This window comes from Cellulosimicrobium sp. RS (genome assembly GCF_046159675.1).
GTDB lineage: Bacteria > Actinomycetota > Actinomycetes > Actinomycetales > Cellulomonadaceae > Cellulosimicrobium > Cellulosimicrobium funkei.
Window position 1 is genome coordinate 285,591 of record NZ_JBJXVU010000005.1, and the last position, 21,163, is coordinate 306,753.

Annotated in this window: 21 protein-coding genes and 1 pseudogene; 12 read left to right on the plus strand and 10 right to left on the minus strand. The window is 74.4% G+C overall.

Annotated features, from left to right (window positions below):
* Positions 1–163 precede the first annotated feature (163 nt).
* Genes gcvP through gcvH form a run of 3 tightly spaced genes read left to right on the plus strand, consistent with a single transcriptional unit; the run spans position 164 to position 4,645 of the window.
* On the plus strand, positions 164–3,019 hold the full coding sequence (gcvP, locus tag ACI769_RS10380; RefSeq protein WP_370512515.1) for an aminomethyl-transferring glycine dehydrogenase: 2,856 nt from the start codon (positions 164–166) through the stop codon (positions 3,017–3,019).
* Positions 3,016–4,239, plus strand: a complete 1,224-nt coding sequence (gcvT, locus tag ACI769_RS10385) for a glycine cleavage system aminomethyltransferase GcvT (RefSeq protein ID WP_043653114.1) — start codon at positions 3,016–3,018, stop codon at positions 4,237–4,239. Before gcvP ends, gcvT begins: the two co-directional genes overlap by 4 nt.
* 28 nt (positions 4,240–4,267) lie before the next feature.
* Positions 4,268–4,645, plus strand: coding sequence for a glycine cleavage system protein GcvH (gcvH, locus tag ACI769_RS10390; RefSeq protein ID WP_144722886.1), 378 nt, complete (start codon positions 4,268–4,270; stop codon positions 4,643–4,645).
* Positions 4,646–4,732: 87 nt separating this feature from the next.
* Here gcvH and ACI769_RS10395 read toward each other — a convergent pair whose 3' ends face one another.
* From ACI769_RS10395 to ACI769_RS10405, 3 genes are read right to left on the minus strand one after another with little or no spacing between them, the layout of a single operon-like run.
* Positions 4,733–5,302 (minus strand): hypothetical protein, encoded by a 570-nt coding sequence (locus ACI769_RS10395; protein WP_409141550.1) that lies wholly within the window; start codon positions 5,300–5,302, stop codon positions 4,733–4,735.
* Positions 5,299–5,799, minus strand: a complete 501-nt coding sequence (locus ACI769_RS10400) for a pyruvoyl-dependent arginine decarboxylase (RefSeq protein ID WP_043653117.1) — start codon at positions 5,797–5,799, stop codon at positions 5,299–5,301. Before ACI769_RS10400 ends, ACI769_RS10395 begins: the two co-directional genes overlap by 4 nt.
* Positions 5,796–8,714, minus strand: a complete 2,919-nt coding sequence (locus ACI769_RS10405; protein WP_409141551.1) for a response regulator — start codon at positions 8,712–8,714, stop codon at positions 5,796–5,798. Before ACI769_RS10405 ends, ACI769_RS10400 begins: the two co-directional genes overlap by 4 nt.
* A gap of 70 nt (positions 8,715–8,784) precedes the next feature.
* Between ACI769_RS10405 and ACI769_RS10410 the strand changes: the two genes are divergently transcribed.
* From ACI769_RS10410 to ACI769_RS10435, 6 genes are all read left to right on the plus strand, one after another.
* A complete protein-coding gene (locus ACI769_RS10410) occupies positions 8,785–9,180 on the plus strand; it encodes a response regulator (RefSeq protein WP_043653120.1) in 396 nt (131 codons plus the stop codon).
* Positions 9,177–9,530, plus strand: coding sequence for an Hpt domain-containing protein (locus tag ACI769_RS10415; RefSeq protein WP_409141552.1), 354 nt, complete (start codon positions 9,177–9,179; stop codon positions 9,528–9,530). Before ACI769_RS10410 ends, ACI769_RS10415 begins: the two co-directional genes overlap by 4 nt.
* A 109-nt stretch (positions 9,531–9,639) precedes the next feature.
* Entirely contained in the window at positions 9,640–9,933 is a 294-nt protein-coding gene (locus ACI769_RS10420) for a hypothetical protein (protein ID WP_043653125.1), read from the plus strand.
* Between the two features lie 170 nt (positions 9,934–10,103).
* The gene (locus tag ACI769_RS10425) at positions 10,104–10,358 is read left to right on the plus strand and encodes a helix-turn-helix transcriptional regulator (protein WP_043653127.1); all 255 of its coding nucleotides are present in this window, start codon (positions 10,104–10,106) and stop codon (positions 10,356–10,358) included.
* A gap of 79 nt (positions 10,359–10,437) precedes the next feature.
* Complete coding sequence (locus tag ACI769_RS10430; protein WP_085386939.1) at positions 10,438–10,866, plus strand: (deoxy)nucleoside triphosphate pyrophosphohydrolase; 429 nt, start codon at positions 10,438–10,440, stop codon at positions 10,864–10,866.
* A gap of 71 nt (positions 10,867–10,937) precedes the next feature.
* Positions 10,938–12,764, plus strand: a complete 1,827-nt coding sequence (locus tag ACI769_RS10435; protein ID WP_409141553.1) for a lipase family protein — start codon at positions 10,938–10,940, stop codon at positions 12,762–12,764.
* A 52-nt stretch (positions 12,765–12,816) separates the two neighbouring features.
* Here the strand turns inward: ACI769_RS10435 and ACI769_RS10440 are convergent, their stop codons facing one another.
* On the minus strand, positions 12,817–13,200 hold the full coding sequence (locus ACI769_RS10440; RefSeq protein WP_409141554.1) for a hypothetical protein: 384 nt from the start codon (positions 13,198–13,200) through the stop codon (positions 12,817–12,819).
* 114 nt (positions 13,201–13,314) lie between these two features.
* Between ACI769_RS10440 and ACI769_RS10445 the strand changes: the two genes are divergently transcribed.
* Together ACI769_RS10445 and ACI769_RS10450 are read left to right on the plus strand one after the other, a co-directional pair.
* Complete coding sequence (locus tag ACI769_RS10445) at positions 13,315–13,737, plus strand: VOC family protein (protein ID WP_043660025.1); 423 nt, start codon at positions 13,315–13,317, stop codon at positions 13,735–13,737.
* A 44-nt stretch (positions 13,738–13,781) separates the two neighbouring features.
* Positions 13,782–15,071 carry an amidohydrolase gene (locus ACI769_RS10450; protein WP_409141555.1) on the plus strand — a complete coding sequence of 430 codons (1,290 nt, stop codon included), beginning with the start codon at positions 13,782–13,784 and terminating at the stop codon, positions 15,069–15,071.
* A gap of 7 nt (positions 15,072–15,078) precedes the next feature.
* On the opposite strand, the gene ACI769_RS10455 is transcribed toward ACI769_RS10450, so the two are convergent.
* The 5 genes from ACI769_RS10455 to ACI769_RS10475 all read right to left on the minus strand — a co-directional run bounded on the left by ACI769_RS10455 (position 15,079) and on the right by ACI769_RS10475 (position 20,117).
* Positions 15,079–16,083: a DUF2510 domain-containing protein gene (locus ACI769_RS10455; RefSeq protein ID WP_409141556.1), complete on the minus strand. Its 1,005-nt coding sequence runs from the start codon at positions 16,081–16,083 to the stop codon at positions 15,079–15,081.
* A gap of 84 nt (positions 16,084–16,167) precedes the next feature.
* A complete protein-coding gene (clpX, locus tag ACI769_RS10460; RefSeq protein WP_409141557.1) occupies positions 16,168–17,523 on the minus strand; it encodes an ATP-dependent Clp protease ATP-binding subunit ClpX in 1,356 nt (451 codons plus the stop codon).
* An 84-nt stretch (positions 17,524–17,607) separates the two neighbouring features.
* On the minus strand, positions 17,608–18,819 hold the full coding sequence (gene zapE, locus ACI769_RS10465; protein WP_409141558.1) for a cell division protein ZapE: 1,212 nt from the start codon (positions 18,817–18,819) through the stop codon (positions 17,608–17,610).
* Positions 18,820–18,828: 9 nt separating this feature from the next.
* Entirely contained in the window at positions 18,829–19,776 is a 948-nt protein-coding gene (locus tag ACI769_RS10470) for a permease prefix domain 1-containing protein (protein WP_409141559.1), read from the minus strand.
* Positions 19,773–20,117 (minus strand): PadR family transcriptional regulator, encoded by a 345-nt coding sequence (locus ACI769_RS10475; protein ID WP_043659819.1) that lies wholly within the window; start codon positions 20,115–20,117, stop codon positions 19,773–19,775. The genes ACI769_RS10470 and ACI769_RS10475 overlap by 4 nt, the downstream gene beginning before the upstream one ends.
* A 118-nt stretch (positions 20,118–20,235) precedes the next feature.
* Between ACI769_RS10475 and ACI769_RS10480 the strand changes: the two genes are divergently transcribed.
* Complete coding sequence (locus ACI769_RS10480; RefSeq protein ID WP_043659817.1) at positions 20,236–20,946, plus strand: metal-dependent transcriptional regulator; 711 nt, start codon at positions 20,236–20,238, stop codon at positions 20,944–20,946.
* A gap of 129 nt (positions 20,947–21,075) precedes the next feature.
* On the opposite strand, the pseudogene ACI769_RS10485 reads toward ACI769_RS10480, so the two are convergent.
* Positions 21,076–21,163, minus strand: a pseudogene (locus tag ACI769_RS10485) (superoxide dismutase); the annotation flags it as partial.

A 21,163-nucleotide genomic window follows, 5' to 3' on the forward strand; every position in this document is an offset into this window, starting at 1 on the left:
GACGCGTGCGTCCGATGACAGAGCGGGGAGGGACCCGCCGTCGTCCCCTCCCCCGGAGGTCCCCGTGACCCAGCCGTCCCTCGACCGCACCTCGCCGCCCGACGCCGCCTCCGGCGCGTTCGCGCCGCGCCACCTCGGCCCGCGCGGCCGTGAGGTGCAGGTCATGCTCGACCAGCTCGGCTACGCCTCGCTCGACGCGCTCGTCGACGCCGCCGTGCCCGCGACGATCCGCACCGAGCGCCCGCTCGACCTGCCGGCGGCGCGCACCGAGACGGAGGTGCTCGACCACCTGCGCGCGCTCGCCGCGAAGAACGTCGTCAAGACGCAGATGATCGGGCTCGGCTACTACGGCACCGTCACTCCCCCGGTGATCCGTCGCAACGTCCTCGAGTCCCCCGCCTGGTACACGGCGTACACGCCGTACCAGCCCGAGATCTCGCAGGGCCGCCTGGAGGCGCTGCTGAACTTCCAGCAGGTCGTCGAGGACCTCACGGGCCTCGACGTCGCGAACGCGTCGCTGCTCGACGAGGCGACCGCGGTCGCGGAGGCGGTCGCCCTCATGTGGCGGGCCTCGCGTGCGAAGAGCGGCTACGTGGTGCTCGACGCCGACCTCTTCCCGCAGACGCTCGCGGTGACGCTCGGTCGCGCGCAGGCCGTCGGCCTGCCCGTGGTGGTCGCGGACCTGTCGGGCGGCCTGGAGGCCGGGCTCGCCGCCGCCCGCGCGGCGGGCGCGTTCCCCGCCGAGGTGGACGACGACGCGCACCTCGTGGGCGTCGTCGTCCAGCAGTCGGGCGCGTCGGGTCGCGTCGTGGACTGGCGGCCCGTGGTCGCGGAGGCCAAGGACGCGGGTGCGCTCGTCACGGTGGCGAGCGACCTGCTCGCCCTGACGCTGCTGGTCTCCCCCGGCGAGCTCGGCGCGGACGTGGCGGTGGGCTCCGCCCAGCGGTTCGGCGTCCCGCTGTTCTACGGCGGCCCGCACGCCGCGTTCATGGCCGTCCGCAAGGGCCTCGAGCGGTCCCTGCCGGGCCGCCTCGTGGGCGTCTCGATCGACGCCGACGGCGACACCGCCTACCGCCTCGCCCTCCAGACGCGCGAGCAGCACATCCGGCGCGAGAAGGCGACGAGCAACATCTGCACGGCGCAGGCGCTCCTCGCGATCGTCGCCTCGATGTACGCGGTCTACCACGGCCCCGACGGCCTCCGCGCGATCGCCGAGCGCACCCACGCCCACGCCACGACCCTCGCCGAGCACCTGCGCGCGGGCGGCGTCACGGTCGAGCACGCCACCTTCTTCGACACCGTCCGCGCCGTGGTCCCGGGCCGCGCCGCCGCCGTCGTCGAGGCCGCAGCAGCGGCCGGCGTCAACCTGTACAACCCTGATGCAGATCATGTACAGATCGCCTGCGACGAGACCACCACGTCGGCGATCCTCGCCACGGTCGTGCGGGCGTTCGGGGTCGACCCCGCGACCGGGCAGAGCGAGGACGGCGCCGCTGCCGCAGCGCCCGGCCACGACCTCCCGGACTGGGCGACCCGCACGACGCCGTACCTCCAGCACCCGATCTTCCGTCTGCACCGCTCCGAGACGTCGATGCTGCGCTACCTGCGCCGTCTCGCGGACAAGGACCTCGCCCTGGACCGGACGATGATCCCGCTGGGCTCGTGCACGATGAAGCTCAACGCGACGGCCGAGATGGAGGCGATCTCCTGGCCGGGGTTCGCCGATCTGCACCCGTTCGTGCCCGCCGACCAGGCGCGCGGCTACGAGGAGCTGATCGGCGGCCTGGAGTCGGCGCTGGCGGAGATCACGGGGTACGCGGGCGTCTCCGTGCAGCCGAACGCGGGCTCGCAGGGCGAGTTCGCGGGCCTGCTGGCGATCCGCGAGTACCACGTCTCTCGCGGTGACGTGGAGCGCGACGTGTGCCTGATCCCCGCGTCGGCGCACGGCACGAACGCGGCGTCGGCGGCGCTGGCGGGCCTGAAGGTCGAGGTCGTGCGGACCGCCGAGAGCGGCGAGGTGGACCTCGCCGACCTCCGCGCCAAGCTGGCCGACCACGGGCCGCGGGTCGCGGCGATCATGATCACCTACCCCTCGACGCACGGCGTCTTCGAGGAGCACGTCCGCGAGGTGTGCGACCTCGTACACGAAGCAGGTGGCCAGGTGTACATCGACGGCGCGAACCTCAACGCGCTCGTCGGGCTCGCGCGACCGGGGGAGTTCGGCGGCGACGTCTCGCACCTGAACCTGCACAAGACGTTCTGCATCCCGCACGGCGGGGGAGGGCCCGGGGTCGGCCCGGTCGCGGTCGGCGAGCACCTCGTGCCGTTCCTCCCGGGCGACCCGCTGGCGCCGGGCGCGTCCGCCGCGACGCCCGTCTCGGCGACGCGGTACGGCTCGGCCGGGATCCTGCCGATCTCCTACGCGTACGTCGCGCTCATGGGCCCGGACGGGCTCACGGAGGCGACGAAGACGGCGGTGCTCACCGCGAACTACATCGCGAGCCGTCTCGCCGACCACTACCCGGTGCTGTACACGGGGCCGAACGGCCTCGTCGCGCACGAGTGCATCCTCGACCTGCGCCCCATCACCGCGGAGACGGGGGTGACGGCGGAGGACGTGGCGAAGCGGCTCATGGACTACGGGTTCCACGCCCCGACGCTCTCGTTCCCCGTGGCGGGCACGCTCATGGTGGAGCCGACGGAGAGCGAGGACCTCGCGGAGCTCGACCGGTTCATCGACGCGCTCGTCGCCATCCGCGGCGAGATCGACGCGGTCGCGTCGGGCCGCTGGGCGGTCGAGGAGTCGCCGCTGCGCGGCGCGCCGCACACCGCGGCGGCGCTCGTGGCGGAGGACTGGGACAAGCCCTACTCGCGCGAGCTCGCGGCCTACCCGGTCGCGAGCCTGCGCGCCGGGAAGTACTGGGTGCCGGTGCGCCGCATCGACGGGGCGCGGGGCGACCGCAACCTCGTGTGCTCGTGCCCGCCCCTGGAGTCCTACGTGACGGGAGACCTCGCATGACCGAGCAGCAGACCGGGACGACCGAGAGCGCGGAGCGCCGCAGCCCGCTGCACGACGAGCACGTCGCGCTCGGCGCGAACCTCACGAGCTTCGGCGGGTGGCTCATGCCGCTGCGGTACACGTCCGACCTCGCGGAGCACCGCGCCGTCCGCGAGGCGGCCGGCCTGTTCGACCTCTCGCACATGGGCGAGATCGAGGTCGCGGGACCGCAGGCCGCGGCCGCGCTGGACCACGCGCTCGTCGGGAACCTGTCCGCGGTCGCGCCGGGCCGGGCGCGCTACACGATGATCTGCCAGGAGGACGGCGCGGTCCTCGACGACCTGGTGGTGTACCGCCTCGCGGACGAGCGGTTCCTCGTGGTCGCGAACGCGGGGAACGCGGACCTCGTCGCGCGCGAGCTCGTGGAGCGGGCCGCGGGCTTCGACGCGACGGTCACCGACCAGGGCGCGGGCACGGCGCTCGTCGCGGTCCAGGGCCCGCGTGCGGAGGAGATCGTCGCGGGCCTCACGGACCCGGCCGACCCGGTCGCCGCCGAGACCGTGCGGGACCTCCGGTACTACGCGGCCGCGCCGCTCGTGCTGCGGACCGACGACGGCCCGGTCGACGCGCTCGTGGCCCGCACCGGGTACACGGGGGAGGACGGGTTCGAGCTGTTCGTGCCTGCCGACCGCGCCGCCGACCTGTGGCGCACGGTGCTCGCCGCGGGCGCGCCGCTCGGCCTCGTCCCGGCGGGCCTGTCCGCGCGCGACTCGCTGCGCCTGGAAGCGGGGATGCCGCTGTACGGGCACGAGCTCGACACCACGACCACGCCGTACGAGGCGGGGCTCGGGCGCGTCGTGAAGCTCGACAAGGTCGACGCCGACGGCGCGCCGCTCGAGTTCGTCGGCCGCGCCGCGCTCGCCGCGCGCCGGGAGTCGCCGCCCGCGCGCGTGCTCGTCGGGCTCCGGGGCCTGGGGCGGCGGCCCGCGCGGGCGGGCTACGCCGTCGTGCTGCCGGGCGACGGCGTCGACGCCGGGGGAGCGGTGGGGGAGTCCGCGCGTCGCGTGGGCACGGTGACGTCCGGCGCGCCGTCACCGACGCTCGGCCACCCGATCGCCCTCGCGTACGTCACGCCCGAGCTGTCGGCGGAGGGCACCGAGCTTGCCGTCGACGTGCGCGGCCGGGCCGAGCCCGTGGTCGTCGTGCCGCTCCCGTTCTACCGTCGTCCCCAGCAGTCCTGACCGCCCCGTCGTCCCGAAGGAGAACCCCATGACCGAGGCCCAGTTCCCGGCGCACCTGCAGTACACGGCCGAGCACGAGTGGATCGACGGCTCGACGCCCGCCGTCGTCGGGATCACCGCGACGGCTGCCGAGGCCCTCGGCGACATCGTCTACCTGGAGCTGCCCGAGGTGGGCGCCGAGGTGACCGCCGGGAGCGTCATCGGCGAGGTCGAGTCGACCAAGTCCGTGTCGGAGCTCTTCTCGCCCGTGACGGGCACGATCGTCGAGGTGAACCAGGCGGCGGTCGACGACCCGGCCGTCGTGAACTCGGACCCGTACACCGACGGCTGGCTGTTCAAGGTCGACGTCGTCGACACGGGCGACCTGCTCACCGCCGAGCAGTACGCGGCGCACGTCGGCAGCTGACGACCGTGCCGGGGCGGCGCGGACCGCCCCGGCACAGGGTCGACGGAACGGTCGACGGAACGATCGACGGAACGGTCGGCGGGACGGTCAGCGGAACGTCGTCGCGTAGTACGTCTGCTGGTCGACGGTCTCGACCTCGACGTCCTGCGTCCGCTCGAGGTGGCGGCGCAGGTTGTCCGCGAACCGCAGCGAGTCGTCGTTGAACCGCGACACGTCGTAGGCGCACACCACGCGGTTCTCCGCGAGGTGCGCGACGAGCGCGTCGATCATGTCCATGAACGTCCGGCTCGCACGACGGCCCGGGTGCGCGAGCGTGAAGCCGATGTACCAGACGGCGCCGCGCGCCGCGTGCTCGGGGTAGCGCGCCGCGAAGAACTCCGGGCTCACCCACGGGACGGCCGCGAGGTCGGTCGCGAGCGTCGTCAGCCCGACGGCCGCGCCGTCGTCGTCGTGCGCGAGGAGCTTGAGCACCCGCGGGTCGCTCATCTCCTCGTCGAACTCCTCGCGGTGCAGCACGTGCCGGGCGGCCGCACGGGTCCGCAGCGGCTCGAACGCCTCGAGGTAGAGCTCCCAGAACCGGTCGGCGAGCTCGCCGTCCACGGCCTGCTCGAACGTCACCGCGGCGCGCCCCGCGCCCGCGCGCGCCGGCGCCGTCACCGGGTCTCCCCGTCCCAGCCCTCGCGGCGGTACGCGGCGACGACGACGGAGCACACGGGCAGCGACTCGCAGCGCACCCCGGCGACCCGGCGGCCGGCCGGGTGGAACCGGTTGCCGCGCGTCGCGGCCAGGTCCTCCAGGCTGAGCGTGAGGTCCAGCTCGAGCTGCTCGTGCGACGGCGCCTCGTGCTCCACGAACAGACCGGCACCGCTGTCGTCGTCGCGCAGCGACCACGCCACGCCCGCCCACGCCTCGTGGCCGGGCATCACGGCGTGCGCCTCGGCGTACACGCAGTAGAGGAGGTCGCCGTGCCCGCCGTACCCCTCCTCGAGGCGGTCCACCTCGACCACGCGGGACCCGGGCGGCACGACGGAGCTCAGCCGGACGAGGTTGAAGTCGCCGACGCCGGCGTCCGTGAGCGCCGCGTCGAACGCGGACAGCTCGGTCCGCCCCGTGCCCGTCCCGTGGCTCACGTAGATGATGGGTCCCGCGGTCATGTGTTCTCCGTCCTCGAGGCTCTCGCCCCGTCGTCGTGCGCCGTGCCCCAGCGGCCCGCGGCCGTGTCCAGGAGGTCGAGCACGGGTTCCAGCAGCTTCTCGGGGGCGGTGCTCCCCTTGCGCAGGTAGACGGTATCTCCCAGCCGGAGGTCCGCACGCTCGTGCGCGTCCAGGCGGGCCCCGCTGTAGATGACGAGCGGGACCCGGCTCAGGCGGCCGTCCTGGCGGAGCGCGTCGACGACCTCGCGGCCCGCGCCGTCGGGCAGCGTGAGGTCGAGCACGACGAGCGCCGGGTCGTCGCCGCCCGCGAGCACCTCCAGCGCCTCGTGGACGCTGCGTGCCAGCGTGACGACGAGGCCCGCGCCCTGCAGGACGGCCCGGACCACCTCGCCGACCTCCGGGTCGTCCTCGACGACGAGCACGTGCTCGTGGTGCGGGCGCAGGCTCACGGCCTCCTTGACGGTGCGCTCGAGCTCCGCGGGCGCGACCGGCTTGACGAGCCAGCGGTCGGCGAGCGACGCCGTCGCCTGGGCCTTCGAGGGCTGCGAGCCCGAGACGATGACGACGGGCACGTTCGCCGTCGCGGCGCTCCGGCGCACCCGGTCGAGCACGTCCTGCCCGTCGCGCCCCGGCATCGCGAGGTCGAGCACGACGGCGGCGGGCCGGGCGGCCTCGATGGCCGCGAAGGCGAGCGTGCCGTCGGTCACCCCGACGACGTCGTACCCGCGCGACTCCAGGACCGCGCGCAGCACGTCCACGACGTACGCGTCGTCGTCGACCACCACGACCCGGGGGCGCTGGTCGCCGGGCGCGGTCGCGGGCACGTCGTCGGCCGGGTCGAGGACCGGCTCCGGCCGGGGGAGGGTCGCGCGGAAGGTCGCGCCCATGCCCTCGCCGCGGCTCTCGGCCCAGATGCGGCCCCCGTGGCGCTCCACGATGCTCTGCGAGATCGCCAGGCCGAGCCCGCTGCCGCCCCGCTCGCGCGAGTCCGACGCGTCGACCTGCTCGAAGCGCCGGAACACCGCCTCGAGCTTGTCCGGCGGGATGCCGCGCCCCTCGTCCTCGACGCGGAGCTCGACCATCTCCCCGGCGGAGCGCGCGGACACGCGGACCGTCCCGCCCGGCGGGGAGAACTTCACGGCGTTGCTCAGCAGGTTGGTCAGCATCTGCACGACGCGGTCCCCGTCGACGGCGACGACCTCGTCGGTGTCCTCCTGCACGATCTCGACGCCGGCGTCGCGCGCGAGCAGCCCGACCGGCTCCGCGGCCGTCGAGACGAGGTCGGCGACGCGGTGGTCGGCCCGCTCGAGCGGCGTCGTGCCCGAGTCCATGCGCTCGATGTCGAGGATGTCGTCCACGATCCGGTTGAGGCGGTCGCTGCTGGACCGCGCGACGTGCACCATGCGCGCCGAGCGCTCGGGGAGCGTGCCCAGGGCCCCGCTGTCGAGCAGGCCGAGCGCGCCGCGGATCGCGGTGAGGGGCGTGCGCAGCTCGTGGCTCACGACGGACACGAACTCGTCCTTGAGCCGCTCGACCTCCCGCCGGTCCGTGATGTCGCGGAACACGACGACCGCGCCCAGCGTGCGGCCGTCGTCCTTGAGCGGGCTCGCCGTGACCTCGACGGCCACCTCGGAGCCGTCCTCGCGGAGGTAGACGTCCTGCTCGGCGACCGCGGTGATGCCGTCGCGCACGGCCTCCCGGATGTAGCAGGACTCGGCGGGGTAGGGGTTGCCGTCCGCGTCCGGCGCGTGGAAGAGCGCGTGCGCGTCCCGGCCGATGAGCGAGTCCTGGCTCGCGCCGAGCGTGCGGGACGCCGCCGCGTTGACGAAGGTGACGCGGCCGTCGGGGTCGACGCCGTAGATGCCGTCCGCCACGGACTCGAGCGTCCGTGCGCGCTCGCCGGCGAGCGCGCGGAGCTGGGACGTGCGCTCCTCGACGCGTCGCTCCAGGCCGTGCAGCAGCGACTCGTTGTCGGCGACGACGAGGATCTGCCGTGCGACGACGGCGAGCAGCACGACGACCCACAGCGCGTTCGGGGCCCACGTGAAGCCCGTCGAGGACTGCACGACCCGGATCAGGGCGGCCGCGAGGAACAGGCAGAACGTCACGGTCGTGCCCAGGATCGCGGACCCCTGCGCCCGCTCGTCGGCCACCGGGCTGCCGCTCGCCGCCCGGTGCCGCGCGGCGAGCGCGATCATGAGGTACCCGCCGACCCACCCGACGTCGATCGGGCTGCCGAACGTGAACGTGCCGTCGGCCGAGAGCAGGGCGAACGCGACGTCGGCGACGGCGTAGAGCACAAACCCGCTGCCCACGAGCACGAGGGGCACCCGCTCGGAGGCGGTCGAGCGGGTCATCACGAGGACGGCGAAGGTCGCGAGCAGCGCGTCCACCACCGGGAGCGTGTACGCCGTGACGGCCGTGGTGCCGGTCGGCGGGGCCTCGGCCGAGCGGAGCGTCACCGCGTACAGCGCGATGTAGAGCACCGAGCCGCCGACGACGACGCTGTCGAGCAGCATCCGCCCGATCTCCTTGCCGCGCGGGCGCACGGTGGGGAAGAACGCGAGCCCGACGATGCCGAGGATCAGCGCGGCGATGTAGGCGTAGTCGCCCGTCGACGGGTTGTCGACAAGCCCCGCGTAGACGTTGCCGACGAGACCGACCACCCCGCCGAGCGCGAGCAGGCTCCACGCCCGACGCCGTCGGCCCGTCGAGCGCGCCGCGCGCCACCCGCAGCTCGCCGCGGCGATCGCCCCGGCGCTCACGATCGAGGCCTGCGAGACCGTGCGTCGCGTCTCGGCGTCGAGGGGGCTCGCGAGGACCGCGGCGAGGAGCACGAGGAGGACGCCGACCACCCAGCACCAGAGGACGAAGGGGTCGTGCGTCCGCTCCGCCGGTCCCCGCTGCCCCACCATGCGTCGAGCGTAGGGGACCGCCCGTGGGCGCGCGCTGCCGGGCACGGGCTTCTCGGCTAGCGTCGGGACGATGGACGCGGAAGGGCAGACCAGGCGGCGCGTGGTCGTCATCGACGACGACCCGTCGATCCGCGAGGTCGTCGAGCTCGCGCTCGACGTGGTGGGCGGCTACGAGGTGCACGTCGCCGCCGACGGCGACGAGGGCGCGGCGCTCGCCGAGCGCGTGCGGCCCGACGCGATCGTGCTCGACGTGATGATGCCCGTCGTGGACGGGCCCACCGTGCTCGCGCGCCTGCGGACGCGCCCCGCGCTGCGTGACGTTCCGGTCGTCTTCCTCACCGCCAAGGTCGGCGCGGGAGAGATCTCGCGCCTCGACGGCCTGGGCGCGGCCGGCGTCATCACGAAGCCGTTCGACGCTCTCGACCTCGCGGCCCGGCTCGGCGCGCTCCTCGGGTGGGAGCCGTGACGGCCGGCCCCGACGGCCGTGCGGAGGACCGGCTCGACGCCGCGCTCGTCGTGCTGCGGCAGCGGGCGCGCGCCCGGAACGCGGCCCGCGTCGAGGAGGCCGCCCGCCTCCTGGGGCCCGGGGCGGACGGCGCGGAGGAGCCCTCGGCCGAGGCCGTCCTGGAGGCTGCGGCGCTGTGCCACGCCGTCGCCGGGTCTGCCGGGACGTTCGGCGACGACGACACGACCGCGGCCGCGCGTGCGCTGGAGGCGGCGCTCCGCGGGAGCGACCTCGCCGCGGTGCCGGCACGTCTCGAGCGCCTGCGCGCCCTGACCGACGGCGCCCGGGAGGGCACGAACCCCGAGTCTTGAGCAAATCTTGAGGTTCTCCTGCGGCGGACGTGGGATTCCCCCGAGGACCGCGCACCAGGGTGGTGGGTGCCGAGGGGACGGTCCCCCGGACTGGCAGGGGGGTACTCCCATGATCGACACCGTGACGTCGCCCGACAGCCCGACCCGACGCGAGACCCGTGCGAGCCACGGGCCCCGCGTCCCGACGCCGACCTACCTCACGTCGGGACCGCAGGCGAGCATCGACGCCGCCATGGCAGCGCTGAGCGACACCGTCGAGCGCACGCTGCAGGAGGACCTCGCCCAGGGAATGCTCCCGACGGTCGAGCAGATGAGCGTGAGCGTCGTGACCCGTTCGACGGGTTCCGTCGAGGACTACACGGCCGTCGCGCTGCTGCTGCTCTCGTACCAGCACCTCGTCTGACCTGCACCGACGCCGCTCCGGCGGCACCTTCGTCCCGGGCTGGACGAACGTCCTGAAACTCGTCGCGAGAAGTCGCGTCATGAAACGACTCCTGTCCCATCCCTTCATGTAGCACCAACCGGAACTCGCCACGTGGGGATGACGTGACCGGAGAGCATCTGGAGGAGAACATGAGCACCATCGAGCTGGTCCGCCCCGTGGCGGCCCCGTCGGAGCGGATCGCCACACCGATCGCTCCGCTGACCCGCCGGGAGCGGGTCGTCCTGTCGAACCTGTCTGAGGACGTCACGCTCGAGCAGATCGCCACCAAGCTCTTCGTCACGCGCAACACGGTCAAGTCGCAGGTCCGCAGCCTCTACCGCAAGCTCGGCGTCTCGACCCGTGCCGAGGCCGTGGCCTGGGCACGGGCGGCCGGCCTGCGCTGACGAACGGCTCCGCGGCCCTCGCAGGCCGCGGTCACGGTCGCGTCACCCGCACGTCACGACGCCGTGCGACACTCCGCGTATGACTCTGCGCAGACTGGTGGTGGCCGCGGCGATCGTCGACGATCTCGTCGCCCCGCGGCTCCTGCTCAGCGCGCGCCGGTCCCGTCCGTCGCACCTCGCGGGCCGCTGGGAGTTCCCCGGGGGCAAGGTCGACCCCGGCGAGACCCCGACGGAGGCGCTGCACCGTGAGCTCCGCGAGGAGCTCGGCGTGGCCGTGGAGCTCGGTGACGAGATCGTGGGCCCCGACCACGGGGCCTGGATCATCACCGACCGCCACGTGATGCGCCTGTGGTTCGCGCGGGTCACCGCGGGAGAGCCGCAGCCGCTCGTCGAGCACGACGAGCTGACCTGGCTCGACGCCGGGCGCTGGCTCGACGTGCCGTGGCTCGACGCCGACGTGCGCATCGTCGAGGAGCTCGCGCGCCAGGTGGCGCCCGAGGCGGTCTGACCGCCGACCCCTCCCGGCCTGCGCCACGCGCTCCGCGCGCGCCCTGCGGGACGCGTGGCTACGGTCGCGACGTGAGCCGAACCACCGCCCGGGTGCGCCGCGCGCTGCGCGACCTCGGGGACCGCCTGCCGCCCTGGGCCGCCGTCGTGCTGGGCGCCGCCGCGACCGCGCTCGGCGCCGCCGTCGTGCTGCGGCCGTTCGCCTCGCTCGCGGTCCTCGTCGTCGCGGTCGTCGCGGCGTTCGCCGTCCTCGGCGTCGCCGAGCTCGTCGGCGACGGCGGCGCCCCCCCGGACGCGCGCGGCCCCCGCGCCCTGCGCGTCGTGCGCGGGCTGCTGTTCCTCGCCCTCGCGGTCGCCGTGCTCGTGTGGCCCGCGCCGACGATCGGGGTTGTCGCGCTGCTCGTGGGCGTCGGCCTGGTCGTCGCCGGGGTCCTCGACGTGGTCGACGGCGTCCGGTCGTCCGGCACGGACCGCTGGGCCCGCGTGGCGGTGGGCGCGGCGTCCGTGCTGCTCGGCGCGCTCGCGCTCGTCTGGCCGGACGTGACCGTGCTCGTCGTCGCCGTGGTGCTGGGGGTGCGCCTCGTGCTGCTCGGCGTGCGGCTGCTCGTCGCCGGGGTGCGCCGTGCGCGCGCCGCGCGCCGTCCGCCCGAAACCGTCGCCGCGCCGTCGCGCCGGTCCCGGTCGGCGCGCCGCGGCCCGGCCGCGCTCGTCGGGGCCGTGCTCGCGTTCGTCGCGGCCGCGGGGCTCACGGGCGTGAGCGTCGCCGTGCAGCGCGCCGCGCCGCACGCCGACGCGTTCTACGACGCGCCCGACGCGCCCCCGGACGCGCCCGGGAGCCTGCTGCGGGCCGAGCCGTTCACGCGGCAGATCCCGGACGGGGCGACGGCCTGGCGCATCCTCTACACGACGACGCTCGACGAGGGGGAGCCCACCGTCGCGAGCGGCCTCGTCGTCGTGCCCGACGGCGTCGGGACGGACGGCGGAGCGCCGCCGCCCGTCGTCGCGTGGGCGCACGGCACCACCGGCTTCGCGCGCGGGTGCGCGCCGTCGGTGCTCGACGAGCCGTTCGAGTCCGGCGCGTTCTTCCTGCTCGACGACGTGCTCGCGCGCGGCTGGGCCCTCGTCGCGACCGACTACGCCGGGCTCGGCACGCCGGGACCGCACCCGTACCTCGTCGGCCAGGGCGAGGCCCGCTCCGTGCTCGACGCAGTGCGCGCGGCCCGCGCCCTCGACGATGCGACGCTCGGCGAGCAGACCGTCGTGTGGGGCCACTCGCAGGGCGGGCACGCCGCCCTGTGGACAGGCGCCGCCGCGCCCGCGTACGCCCCCGACGTGCCGCTCGCGGGCGTCGCCGCGCTCGCTCCCGCGAGCGACCTCACGGCCATGGTGTCCCACCTGGAGAACGTGCCCGGGGGGAGCGTGTTCGCGTCGTACGTCGTGGCGGCGTACGACGCGGCCTACCCCGACGCGGACGCGATCGAGGCCGTGCGCCCGGGGGCGCGCCTCGTCGTGCACGAGATGGCGTCCCGCTGCCTGTCCGAGCCGGGCGCGCTCGTCTCCGTCGCCGAGGCGCTGTCCATGGACCAGCCGCTGTGGACGACCGACCCCACGGACGGCGCCCTGGGGGAGCGGCTCGCCGAGAACGTGCCGACCGGGGCGGTCGAGGCGCCGCTGCTCGTCGCGCAGGGGGCGTCGGACCCGCTGGTCCTCCCGAGCACGCAGGACGCGTACGTGGGGGAGCGGTGCGCGGCCGGGCAGCCGGTCGACTACCGCACGTACGAGGGGCGGGACCACGTCGGCCTCGTCCAGGCGGACTCGCCGCTCGCCCCCGACCTCGTGCGCTGGACCGAGGCGCGCCTCGCGGGCGAGCCGCCGACGCCCACCTGCGCCACCGGCTGACGCGTCGGCGTCGCCGCGTGCCGTGGCGCGGGCGGACGGCGGCCGACGGCTGTCAGGGGCGCTCGTCGTCCGCTGTGTCCGCCACGTCCGCCGTGCCCTCCGTGTCCGCCGCGCCGGCGCGCGCCCGGAGCAGGTTCGCCACGTCGGCGAGCGTGCTGCCCACGGCCCGCGGGGCGCGGTCGGGCCGCAGGTAGCGCTCGTCGTCGTCCGGGGTGCCCACGGTCGGGCGAGGTGGCGCCGTCGGCCCGTCCCCCGGCGGGGCGCCGGGCACGGCACCCGGCTCCGGCAGCCCCTGCACCACGCGGCCCCCGCCGGCCCGCCAGGCGAGCGTCGCGTCGACGAGGCGCCGGTACAGCCCCGCGTCGAGCGGGTCGCGCAGCCACGCGTCGGCCGCCTCCGCGACGTGCCGCGCGAGGCGCCCGTCCTGGTCCGTCACGTCGTCTCCCGGTGGGTGGTGTGCCGTCGTCCGGTCCCATCCTCGCGTGCGGCGACCGCACCTGCTTGCGAGCGCGCGGGCGCGGCGCGACGGTGGCGAGCGGAGGTGGTCACCGTGGCCGACGTGTTCCCCCGGATCGCCCAGGTCGTGCTGGACACGACCGACGCCCGCGCGCTCGCGGAGTTCTACCGCGGCCTGTTCGGGCTCGAGTACCGCGCGGGCGACGAGCCGCCCGCCGCGGGCGAGCCCGACCCCGACGGCGCGGACTGGCTCGTGCTGCGCGCCGCACCGGGCGGGGTCCAGCTCGCGTTCCAGCAGGTCGGGGCGCTCCCGCCCTCGACGTGGCCCGACGACGGCGTGCCCCAGCAGCTGCACCTCGACTGCACCGTGCCCGACGTCGCGGAGCTCGACCGGCAGCACGACCGCGCCCTCGCGCTCGGGGCACGGCTGCTGCTCGACCGGTCCGACGACCCCGACGAGCCGCTGCGCGTCTACGCCGACCCGTCCGGTCACCCGTTCTGCCTCTTCGTGGGCTGACGCGCGCGGTCGCCGCCCGTCGCCGGGCGCGGGATCATGCGTGCATGACCGCGACCCCGCTGACCACCGCCGAGCTCACCGACGTCTACACCGACCTCCACCGGCACCCCGAGCTCGCGTTCGCCGAGCACCGGACCGCCGGGATCGTCGCCGAGCGGCTGCGCGGCTGGGGGTACGACGTGCACGAGGGGATCGGCGGGACCGGCGTCGCGGGCGTCCTCGCGAACGGCGACGGGCCGCGCGTCCTGCTGCGTGCCGACATGGACGGGCTCCCCGTCACCGAGCTCACCGGCCTGCCCTACGCCTCGACGGACACCGCGACCACGCCCGACGGCCACGAGTCCGGCACCATGCACGCGTGCGGCCACGACGTGCACGTGACGTGCCTGCTCGGCGCCGCGGCCGAGCTCGCCGCGCACCGCGACACGTGGTCGGGCACGCTCGTCGTCGTCTTCCAGCCCGCCGAGGAGGTCGGCGGGGGAGCGCGGGCGATGGTCGCGGACGGGCTGTTCGACCGGACCGGCGGGCGGCCCGACGTCGTCCTGGGGCAGCACGTCATGCCCCTGCCCGTGGGCGTCGTCAACCTCACCGCCGGGCCGGCGATGGCCGCGACCGACTCGTTCCGCGTCACCCTGCACGGCAAGGGTGGTCACGGCTCGAGCCCCGAGTCGACGGTCGACCCCGTCGTCATGGCGGCCGCGACGGTCATGCGGCTCCAGGGCGTGGTGTCGCGGGAGGTGGGGGCGCGGGAGTCCGCGGTCGTGACCGTCGGGGCCCTGCGCGCCGGGACGCAGGCCAACATCATCCCGGGGTCGGCGGAGCTGCTCGTCAACGTCCGGTCCTTCACGCCGCAGGTGCGCCGTCGCGTGCTCGACGCGATCCACCGCATCGTCGACGCCGAGGCCGCGGCGTCCGGGGCGCCGCAGGCGCCGGAGTACGAGGAGGTCTCGACGTTCGACCTCATGGCCAACGACCCCGCCGCCGCCGAGCGCACCCGGGCCGTCCTCGCTCGCACGCTCGACGAGCAGCACGACCGCATCGAGGCCGCGGGCGGGCGGGCCGCGGTCGTGTCGCTGCCGCCGCTGCCCGGCTCCGAGGACGTCGGCGACCTCGCCACGGCCGCCGGCGTGCCGCTCGTCTACTGGAACCTCGGCGGGTTCGACCCCGCGCTGTTCGCCGCGTTCGACCTGTCCACCGCGACGGGCATGGGCAACCTGCCCGACGGCGTCGCCCCGAACCACTCCCCGTACTTCGCGCCCGTCCCCGAGCCGACGCTCGACCTGGGCGTCGCGCTCCTCGTCGCCGCGGCACGCGACTGGCTGCGGACCGCGTAGGACAGCCCTACTGGGTGGCGACGAACACCTCGTCGGCGAAGTACCCCGGAGTCACACGGATCAGGCCGGGGTCTCCCGCCGGGACCGCGATGACCGTGTTCCCGGTCGTCGTGCCGCCCGTGTACAGCTCGTCGATACCGAGGCTCGGGTCCGGCGGGAGCGCAAAGGTGTCGTACGCGGCCAGGACCTCGCCGGTGCTGGCGACGTAGTCGATGCCCACCGCCATGGCGAAGCTCGACTCCGCGCCCGTGTAGGTGATCGTCGCGTTGATCAGCGCGTAGGTGAACCCCTCGGGGGCCGGCTCGTTGTACAGGTCGGGTGCCATGACCGCGTCCGTCGCGTCGAGCTGCACCGAGTTGATGGTCACGTCGAAGTCGTCGCCGCTGATGACGCTGCCGATAGGGACCGGGTTGTCGCGGCTGCCCGGCTCGGAGGCCGCCTCCTGCTCCGTGTCCGTCTCGGTCTCCTCCGCCGCGCCCTCGTCCTCGGCAGGCGCCGAGTCCTCGGCGTCCGGGGTGGTCACGGTGACGTCCGAGCCGCCGAAGGCCTCGTCCACCGAGTCGCTCACCACGGTGAAGAAGACGATGAACCCGACGATCGTCCCGACGACGGACAGGACGAGCGCCGTGACGACCGGCCACTTCTTACCCTGCACGAAGAACCCGATGATCGACAGGATGAAGGCGATCGGGAGCAGGACCCAGCCGATGATCAGCGCGCCGGGGATGCAGGCGAAGACGAACCCGACGACCGCGGCGGCCAGCGCCACCCAGCCGAGGGGGTGGACCGTGCGGGCGGTGGCCGTCGTCGCGCCCGGGTAGGCGGTTCCGTAGGCTGCTGCCGAGGGGTCGCCGCCGGGGGCGCCGTAGCCGGTTCCCGGAGCGGCAGGCTGGTTCTGCGGGGCCGGGATCGTGTGCTGCGTCCACGACGATCCGTCCCAGTACCGCTGGACACCGGTCCCGCTGCCGTCGTCGTACCAACCGGGTGCCGGAGAACCATCGGGCGTGCTCATGGGCACATGCTAGGTGGGCGTGGTGAGCGCCCCAGCACCGGTCGAACGGAATTCACCCGGTCGTCCGGTCGACGGTCGTCGGGGTCAGGCGGACTTCTCGCGCGGGGTGCGGGCGCGCGCGGTCGTGGTGCGCGGCACGATCGTGGGATTGACGTTGTCCAGCACGACCTCACGCGTGATCACGACCCGCTCCACGTCATCACGCGACGGCACGTCGAACATCACCTGCTGCAACACCTCCTCCATGATCGCGCGCAACCCCCGCGCCCCCGTCCCGCGCAACAACGCCTGCTCCGCGACCGCCTCGACCGCACCCGCGGTGAACTCCAGCTCCACCCCGTCGATCGCGAACATCCGCTGATACTGCTTCACCAACGCATTCCGCGGCTGGGTCAGGATCCGCACCAACGCCTCCCGGTCCAACGCCGCCACCGACGCGATCACCGGAAGGCGCCCGATGAACTCCGGGATCAACCCGAACCGGTGCAGATCCTCGGGGCGCACCTGCGCGAACAGGTCCTCCCCCGCACCCGTCTCGATCGGCGCACCAAAACCCACACCCCGCTTGCGCGCCCGCGCCGCCACGATGTCGTCCAACCCCGCAAAAGCCCCCGCCACGATGAACAGCACGTTCGAGGTGTCCACCTGGATGAACTCCTGGTGCGGGTGCTTACGACCACCCTGCGGCGGCACCGACGCCGACGTCCCCTCGATGATCTTCAACAACGCCTGCTGCACACCCTCACCCGACACGTCCCGCGTGATCGAGGGGTTCTCCGCCTTGCGCGCCACCTTGTCGATCTCATCGATGTAGATGATGCCCGTCTCAGCCTTCTTCACGTCGAAGTCCGCCGCCTGCACCAGCTTCAACAGGATGTTCTCCACGTCCTCACCGACATACCCCGCCTCGGTGAGCGCCGTCGCGTCCGCGATCGCGAAAGGCACGTTCAACATCCGCGCCAACGTCTGCGCCAGATACGTCTTGCCCGTCCCCGTCGGACCGATCAACAAGATGTTCGACTTCGCCAGCTCCACGTAGTCCGGGTCGTCGGTGGCGAGGGCCTCGCCCGCCTCCTCGGCGGCGGCCGCGGCGCGCACGCGCTTGTAGTGGTTGTGCACCGCGACGGCCAGGGCCCGCTTCGCGCCGTCCTGCCCGACGACGTAGCGGCTGAGGTGCGCGAAGATCTCGTGCGGCGTGGGGAGGGGGCCGCTGCCGGTGACGATGTCCTGCTCGGCGGACTCCGCCTCACGGTCCTCCTCGACCATCTCGAGGCAGAGGGCCACGCACTCGTCGCAGATGAAGACGCCCGCGGGGCCCGCGATGAGCCGCTTCACCTGCCGCTGCGACTTGCCGCAGAACGAGCACGTGAGCGCGTCCGCCGCGCGGGGCCCGCGCTGCCCGCGCGCGCCGCCGTCGTCGGTGCCGTCGGAGCGTGCCACCAGGTGCCTCCAGTCGAGTCGGTTGCGGCCGATCGTAACCGTCGCCCACGACACCCCCGCACGCGAGCCCGGGGACGCGCTGGGTCAGGCGTGCGGGACGTCGTCCGCCGCGACGGCGCCGACCGCGTCCTCGGTGAGGAGCTGGAGCCGGCTCGCGGTGCGGAACGCGTCCGGGCGGTCGGGGAGCGCGGTGCGGAACGTGCCGAGCGCGTGCGGCGACGTGACGACGAGCTCGACGTCCGCGTCGACCAGCACGTCGACGACCGCGACGAACCGCTGCTGGGCCTCACGGTCGACGCGCGTGAGCAGCGGGACGTCCGTGACGACCCACCGGCGGAAGCGCACGGACCAGTCGAGGTACTCCAGGGTCGACGTCGGCCGGCCCGCGAGGTCGTCGAACGTCACCCACAGCTCGTCCGCGCGCGCCGCCGTCACGGGGAACGTGCGCGACCCGGTGCGCACCGCCGTCGCCTCGTCCGCACCCGGGCGGCGCAGGCCGCGGGCGTCGAGCTGCGCCGTCGTGCCGGGGCGGAGCCACGCGCCCGCGGCGAACCCGGCGCGACCGCGCCCGCCGAGCGTGCGGTAGTCCGTGGGCCCGGCGAGCTCGACGACGTCGAGGTGCGCGCGCAGGAGGGCGATCCCGGGCTCGGCGACGTGGTGCCACAGCGGGTTCGGCAGCAGCGTGCCGGGCTCGTAGTTCGACGTCGCGACCACGACGACGCCCGCCGCGAACGCCCGGCGCAGGAGCCGGGTGAGCAGGGTCGCGTCGCCGGTGTCGTGGAGGTGGAGCTCGTCGAGGTAGAGCAGCGTCGTCCCGCGCAGGAGGCCGTCGATCGCGGAGTCGACGGCGCCGGGGCGTGGCTCCGGCGACTCCTCCGACGGCCTGGGCGGCGTCGGCTCCGCGACCGGCGCGGTCGCCCGGGTGCGCCACCCGCGCGTCGGGCCACCCTGCCCGACGGCGGGCCGCGGCCCGGTGAGGGCGGTCACCCGTCGGGCGTGGATCGCCGCGTGCAGCTCGCGGAACAGGTCGTACACGTGGACCCGCTTGGTCGCGCCGGCGGGGAGCCCGTCCGCGACGGCCGCGAAGAACGCCCCCGCCAGCCACGACTTCCCCCGCCCCGCGGGGCCCCACACGTACAGGCCGCGGACGGGGCGCCGTCGGGCCCCGGCGAGCTCCTCCCCGAGCCGGACGAGCCGGTCGAGGAGCGCGGACTGCGCCGCGTCGAGCGCGAACCCCTCGCGCGACGCCGCCGCCTCGACCGCACGCCGGGTGCTGTCGAGGCGGGAGCGGGTCATTGGGTCAGCCTAGGCGCGGCGACCGCGCAGAGCCTTGACCCACACGTCGACGACGTCCCACGCCGCGATGACGAGGGTCACCGCGACGATCGCGTTCGAGAGCCACGCGAGCGAGTCGGCACCGGAGGCCTCGAGGAACGCGGGGTTGACGAGGCGGTCGGTGCTCGCGAGCCACACGATCGCGCCGGCGAACAGGACGCCTGTGACGGTGTTGACGGCGGCGAGGCCGACGGTCCACCGGCCGCGGACGTACGTGACGATCATGAGCACGATCTCGGCCGCGACGATCGCGAGGAGCGCGCCGGTCCACAGCGGCCACAGGTCCGGGTGCAGGACCGGGATCACGTCGCCGTCCGCGCCGCGGAACCACGCGATCGAGGGCTGGAGCAGGAGTGCCGCGGCGACCAGGACGAGCAGGCCGACCGAGGCCACCGTGTCGACGAGCGAGATCTCGCGCGGCGCGCGCTCGGCGGGGAGACGGTCGACCGTCCACGGGCCGGTGAGGTCGTCCTGGCTGCGTGGGCTGCCGTAGCGCTCGAGCACGACGAAGACGAGCGTCGTCCAGAACGCGATCTGCAGGGCGACGGAGGCAGTCGTCCAGATGCCGCTCCAGATGGCCGACCCGACGGTGGCGCCGTCGACGAGGTCGGTGACGAGCACGATCGCCCCGGGGATGAGGCTGACCCAGAGCAGCGTCTTGAGGAGGCGCAGCCAGTCGAGGTAGAGCGTCGGCCCGATGAGGTACAGCGGGCGACCGGCGAGGTCGGCCGCGAGGCGGTCGGGGTCGCCGAGGTCGTTGAGGACGTCGGTCTCGGCTCGGGCCGGGTCGGCGCCGGCCTCGACCTTGGCCTCGACCGCGTCGGCGACGGACGTGCGGAGCTCCTGCTCGAGGTCGGCGTGCTGGCTCGCGGGGACGCGGCGCAGCGTGGCGGCGACGTAGCGGTCGGTGAGCGTCATGACGTGCCTTCCTGGGAGTCGATGGTCTGGAGGCTCCGTGCGATCGCGAGCCACTCGTCGAGCAGGTCGCGGGCGAAGCGCTCGCCCGCGGGGGAGGTGCGGTAGAACTTGCGCGGCCGCGCCTCGTCGGTGTTCCACTCGCTCACGAGGAGGCCCTGCTTCTCGAGCCGGCGCAGGAGCGGGTAGAGCGTGTTGGCGTCGACGGGGACGCCCGCTGCGGCGAGCGCCTCGAGGAGCCCGTAGCCGTAGCCGGGCGTGCGCAGCAGCAGCAGGCTCGCGACGACGACGGAGCCGCGGCGCACCTCCTGGCTGTGCCCGGCGTAGATCTCGGGATCGGTCATGTCACACACCATAGTGTGTGACGCACAGTATGAGCAAGAGACACATCATCGTGTCGATGAGAGAGCGCTAGACTGGAATGGTTCCAGAGAAGAGTGCGTACCTGCCGCGGGAGGCCGAGTGACCGACCTGATCGACACCACCGAGATGTACCTGAAGTCGATCTACGAGCTGCAGGAGGAGGGGATCCCCCCGCTGCGCGCGCGGATCGCCGAGCGCCTCGGGCACTCGGGGCCGACGGTCTCGCAGACCGTGGCGCGCATGGAGCGCGACGGCCTCGTCGTCGTCGGGGGTGACCGCCAGCTCGAGCTCACGGCCCTCGGCCAGCAGACGGCGGTGCGCGTCATGCGCAAGCACCGCCTCGCCGAGCGCCTGCTCACCGACGTCATCAAGCTCGACTGGGAGCACGTCCACACCGAGGCCTGCCGGTGGGAGCACGTGATGAGCGACCTCGTCGAGCGGCGCCTCGTCGGGCTCCTCGACCACCCGGCGCACGACCCGTACGGCAACCCCATCCCCGGCCTGCGCGAGCTCGGCGAGGACCTGCCCGAGGTCGGCTACCTCCAGGGCGTCGTGTCCCTGCGTGCGCACCTCGTCGCGCGCGGCGCGGTGCCGGGCACGGAGGTGCGCGTCGTGCTCCAGCGCATCGCCGAGCCGATCCAGGTCGACGTCGAGCTGCTCGCGCGGTTCGCCGAGGCGGGGGTCTTGCCGCACCGGACCCTCGTGGTCACGGTGGGCGACGGCGTCGTCACCGCGTCGGGCGAGGGCGCCCTGACCGTCCTCGACCTGCCCGACGACGTCACGCGCCACCTCTTCGTGACCGCGGACTGACGGTGTCGTGGCCCGAGGCGGCCGCTGAGAACGAGGTTGGTCCCGCTATCCGGTGGATAGCGGGACCAACCTCGTTGTGGTGGGGGAGCAGGGTCGTGCTCGCCGACCGGGTGTCGTGCGGCGGGGTCGTCAGGGGACGATGAGCCCGGCGGTCTGGGTCTTGGCGCGCTGGAGGCGGGCCTCGGCGTCGGACCAGTTGACGAGGTTCCACCAGGCG

Coding starts and splice junctions, on each gene's coding strand:
- ACI769_RS10420 (WP_043653125.1), top strand. CDS start 9,640: ATGATCGACACCGTGACGTCGCCCGACAGCCCGACCCGACGCGAGACC.
- ACI769_RS10400 (WP_043653117.1), bottom strand. CDS start 5,799: ATGACCGCGGGACCCATCATCTACGTGAGCCACGGGACGGGCACGGGG.
- zapE (WP_409141558.1), bottom strand. CDS start 18,819: ATGACCCGCTCCCGCCTCGACAGCACCCGGCGTGCGGTCGAGGCGGCG.
- ACI769_RS10405 (WP_409141551.1), bottom strand. CDS start 8,714: ATGGTGGGGCAGCGGGGACCGGCGGAGCGGACGCACGACCCCTTCGTC.
- ACI769_RS10470 (WP_409141559.1), bottom strand. CDS start 19,776: ATGACGCTCACCGACCGCTACGTCGCCGCCACGCTGCGCCGCGTCCCC.
- ACI769_RS10410 (WP_043653120.1), top strand. CDS start 8,785: ATGGACGCGGAAGGGCAGACCAGGCGGCGCGTGGTCGTCATCGACGAC.
- gcvH (WP_144722886.1), top strand. CDS start 4,268: ATGACCGAGGCCCAGTTCCCGGCGCACCTGCAGTACACGGCCGAGCAC.
- ACI769_RS10455 (WP_409141556.1), bottom strand. CDS start 16,083: ATGAGCACGCCCGATGGTTCTCCGGCACCCGGTTGGTACGACGACGGC.
- ACI769_RS10450 (WP_409141555.1), top strand. CDS start 13,782: ATGACCGCGACCCCGCTGACCACCGCCGAGCTCACCGACGTCTACACC.
- ACI769_RS10425 (WP_043653127.1), top strand. CDS start 10,104: ATGAGCACCATCGAGCTGGTCCGCCCCGTGGCGGCCCCGTCGGAGCGG.
- gcvT (WP_043653114.1), top strand. CDS start 3,016: ATGACCGAGCAGCAGACCGGGACGACCGAGAGCGCGGAGCGCCGCAGC.
- gcvP (WP_370512515.1), top strand. CDS start 164: ATGCTCGACCAGCTCGGCTACGCCTCGCTCGACGCGCTCGTCGACGCC.
- ACI769_RS10475 (WP_043659819.1), bottom strand. CDS start 20,117: ATGACCGATCCCGAGATCTACGCCGGGCACAGCCAGGAGGTGCGCCGC.
- ACI769_RS10430 (WP_085386939.1), top strand. CDS start 10,438: ATGACTCTGCGCAGACTGGTGGTGGCCGCGGCGATCGTCGACGATCTC.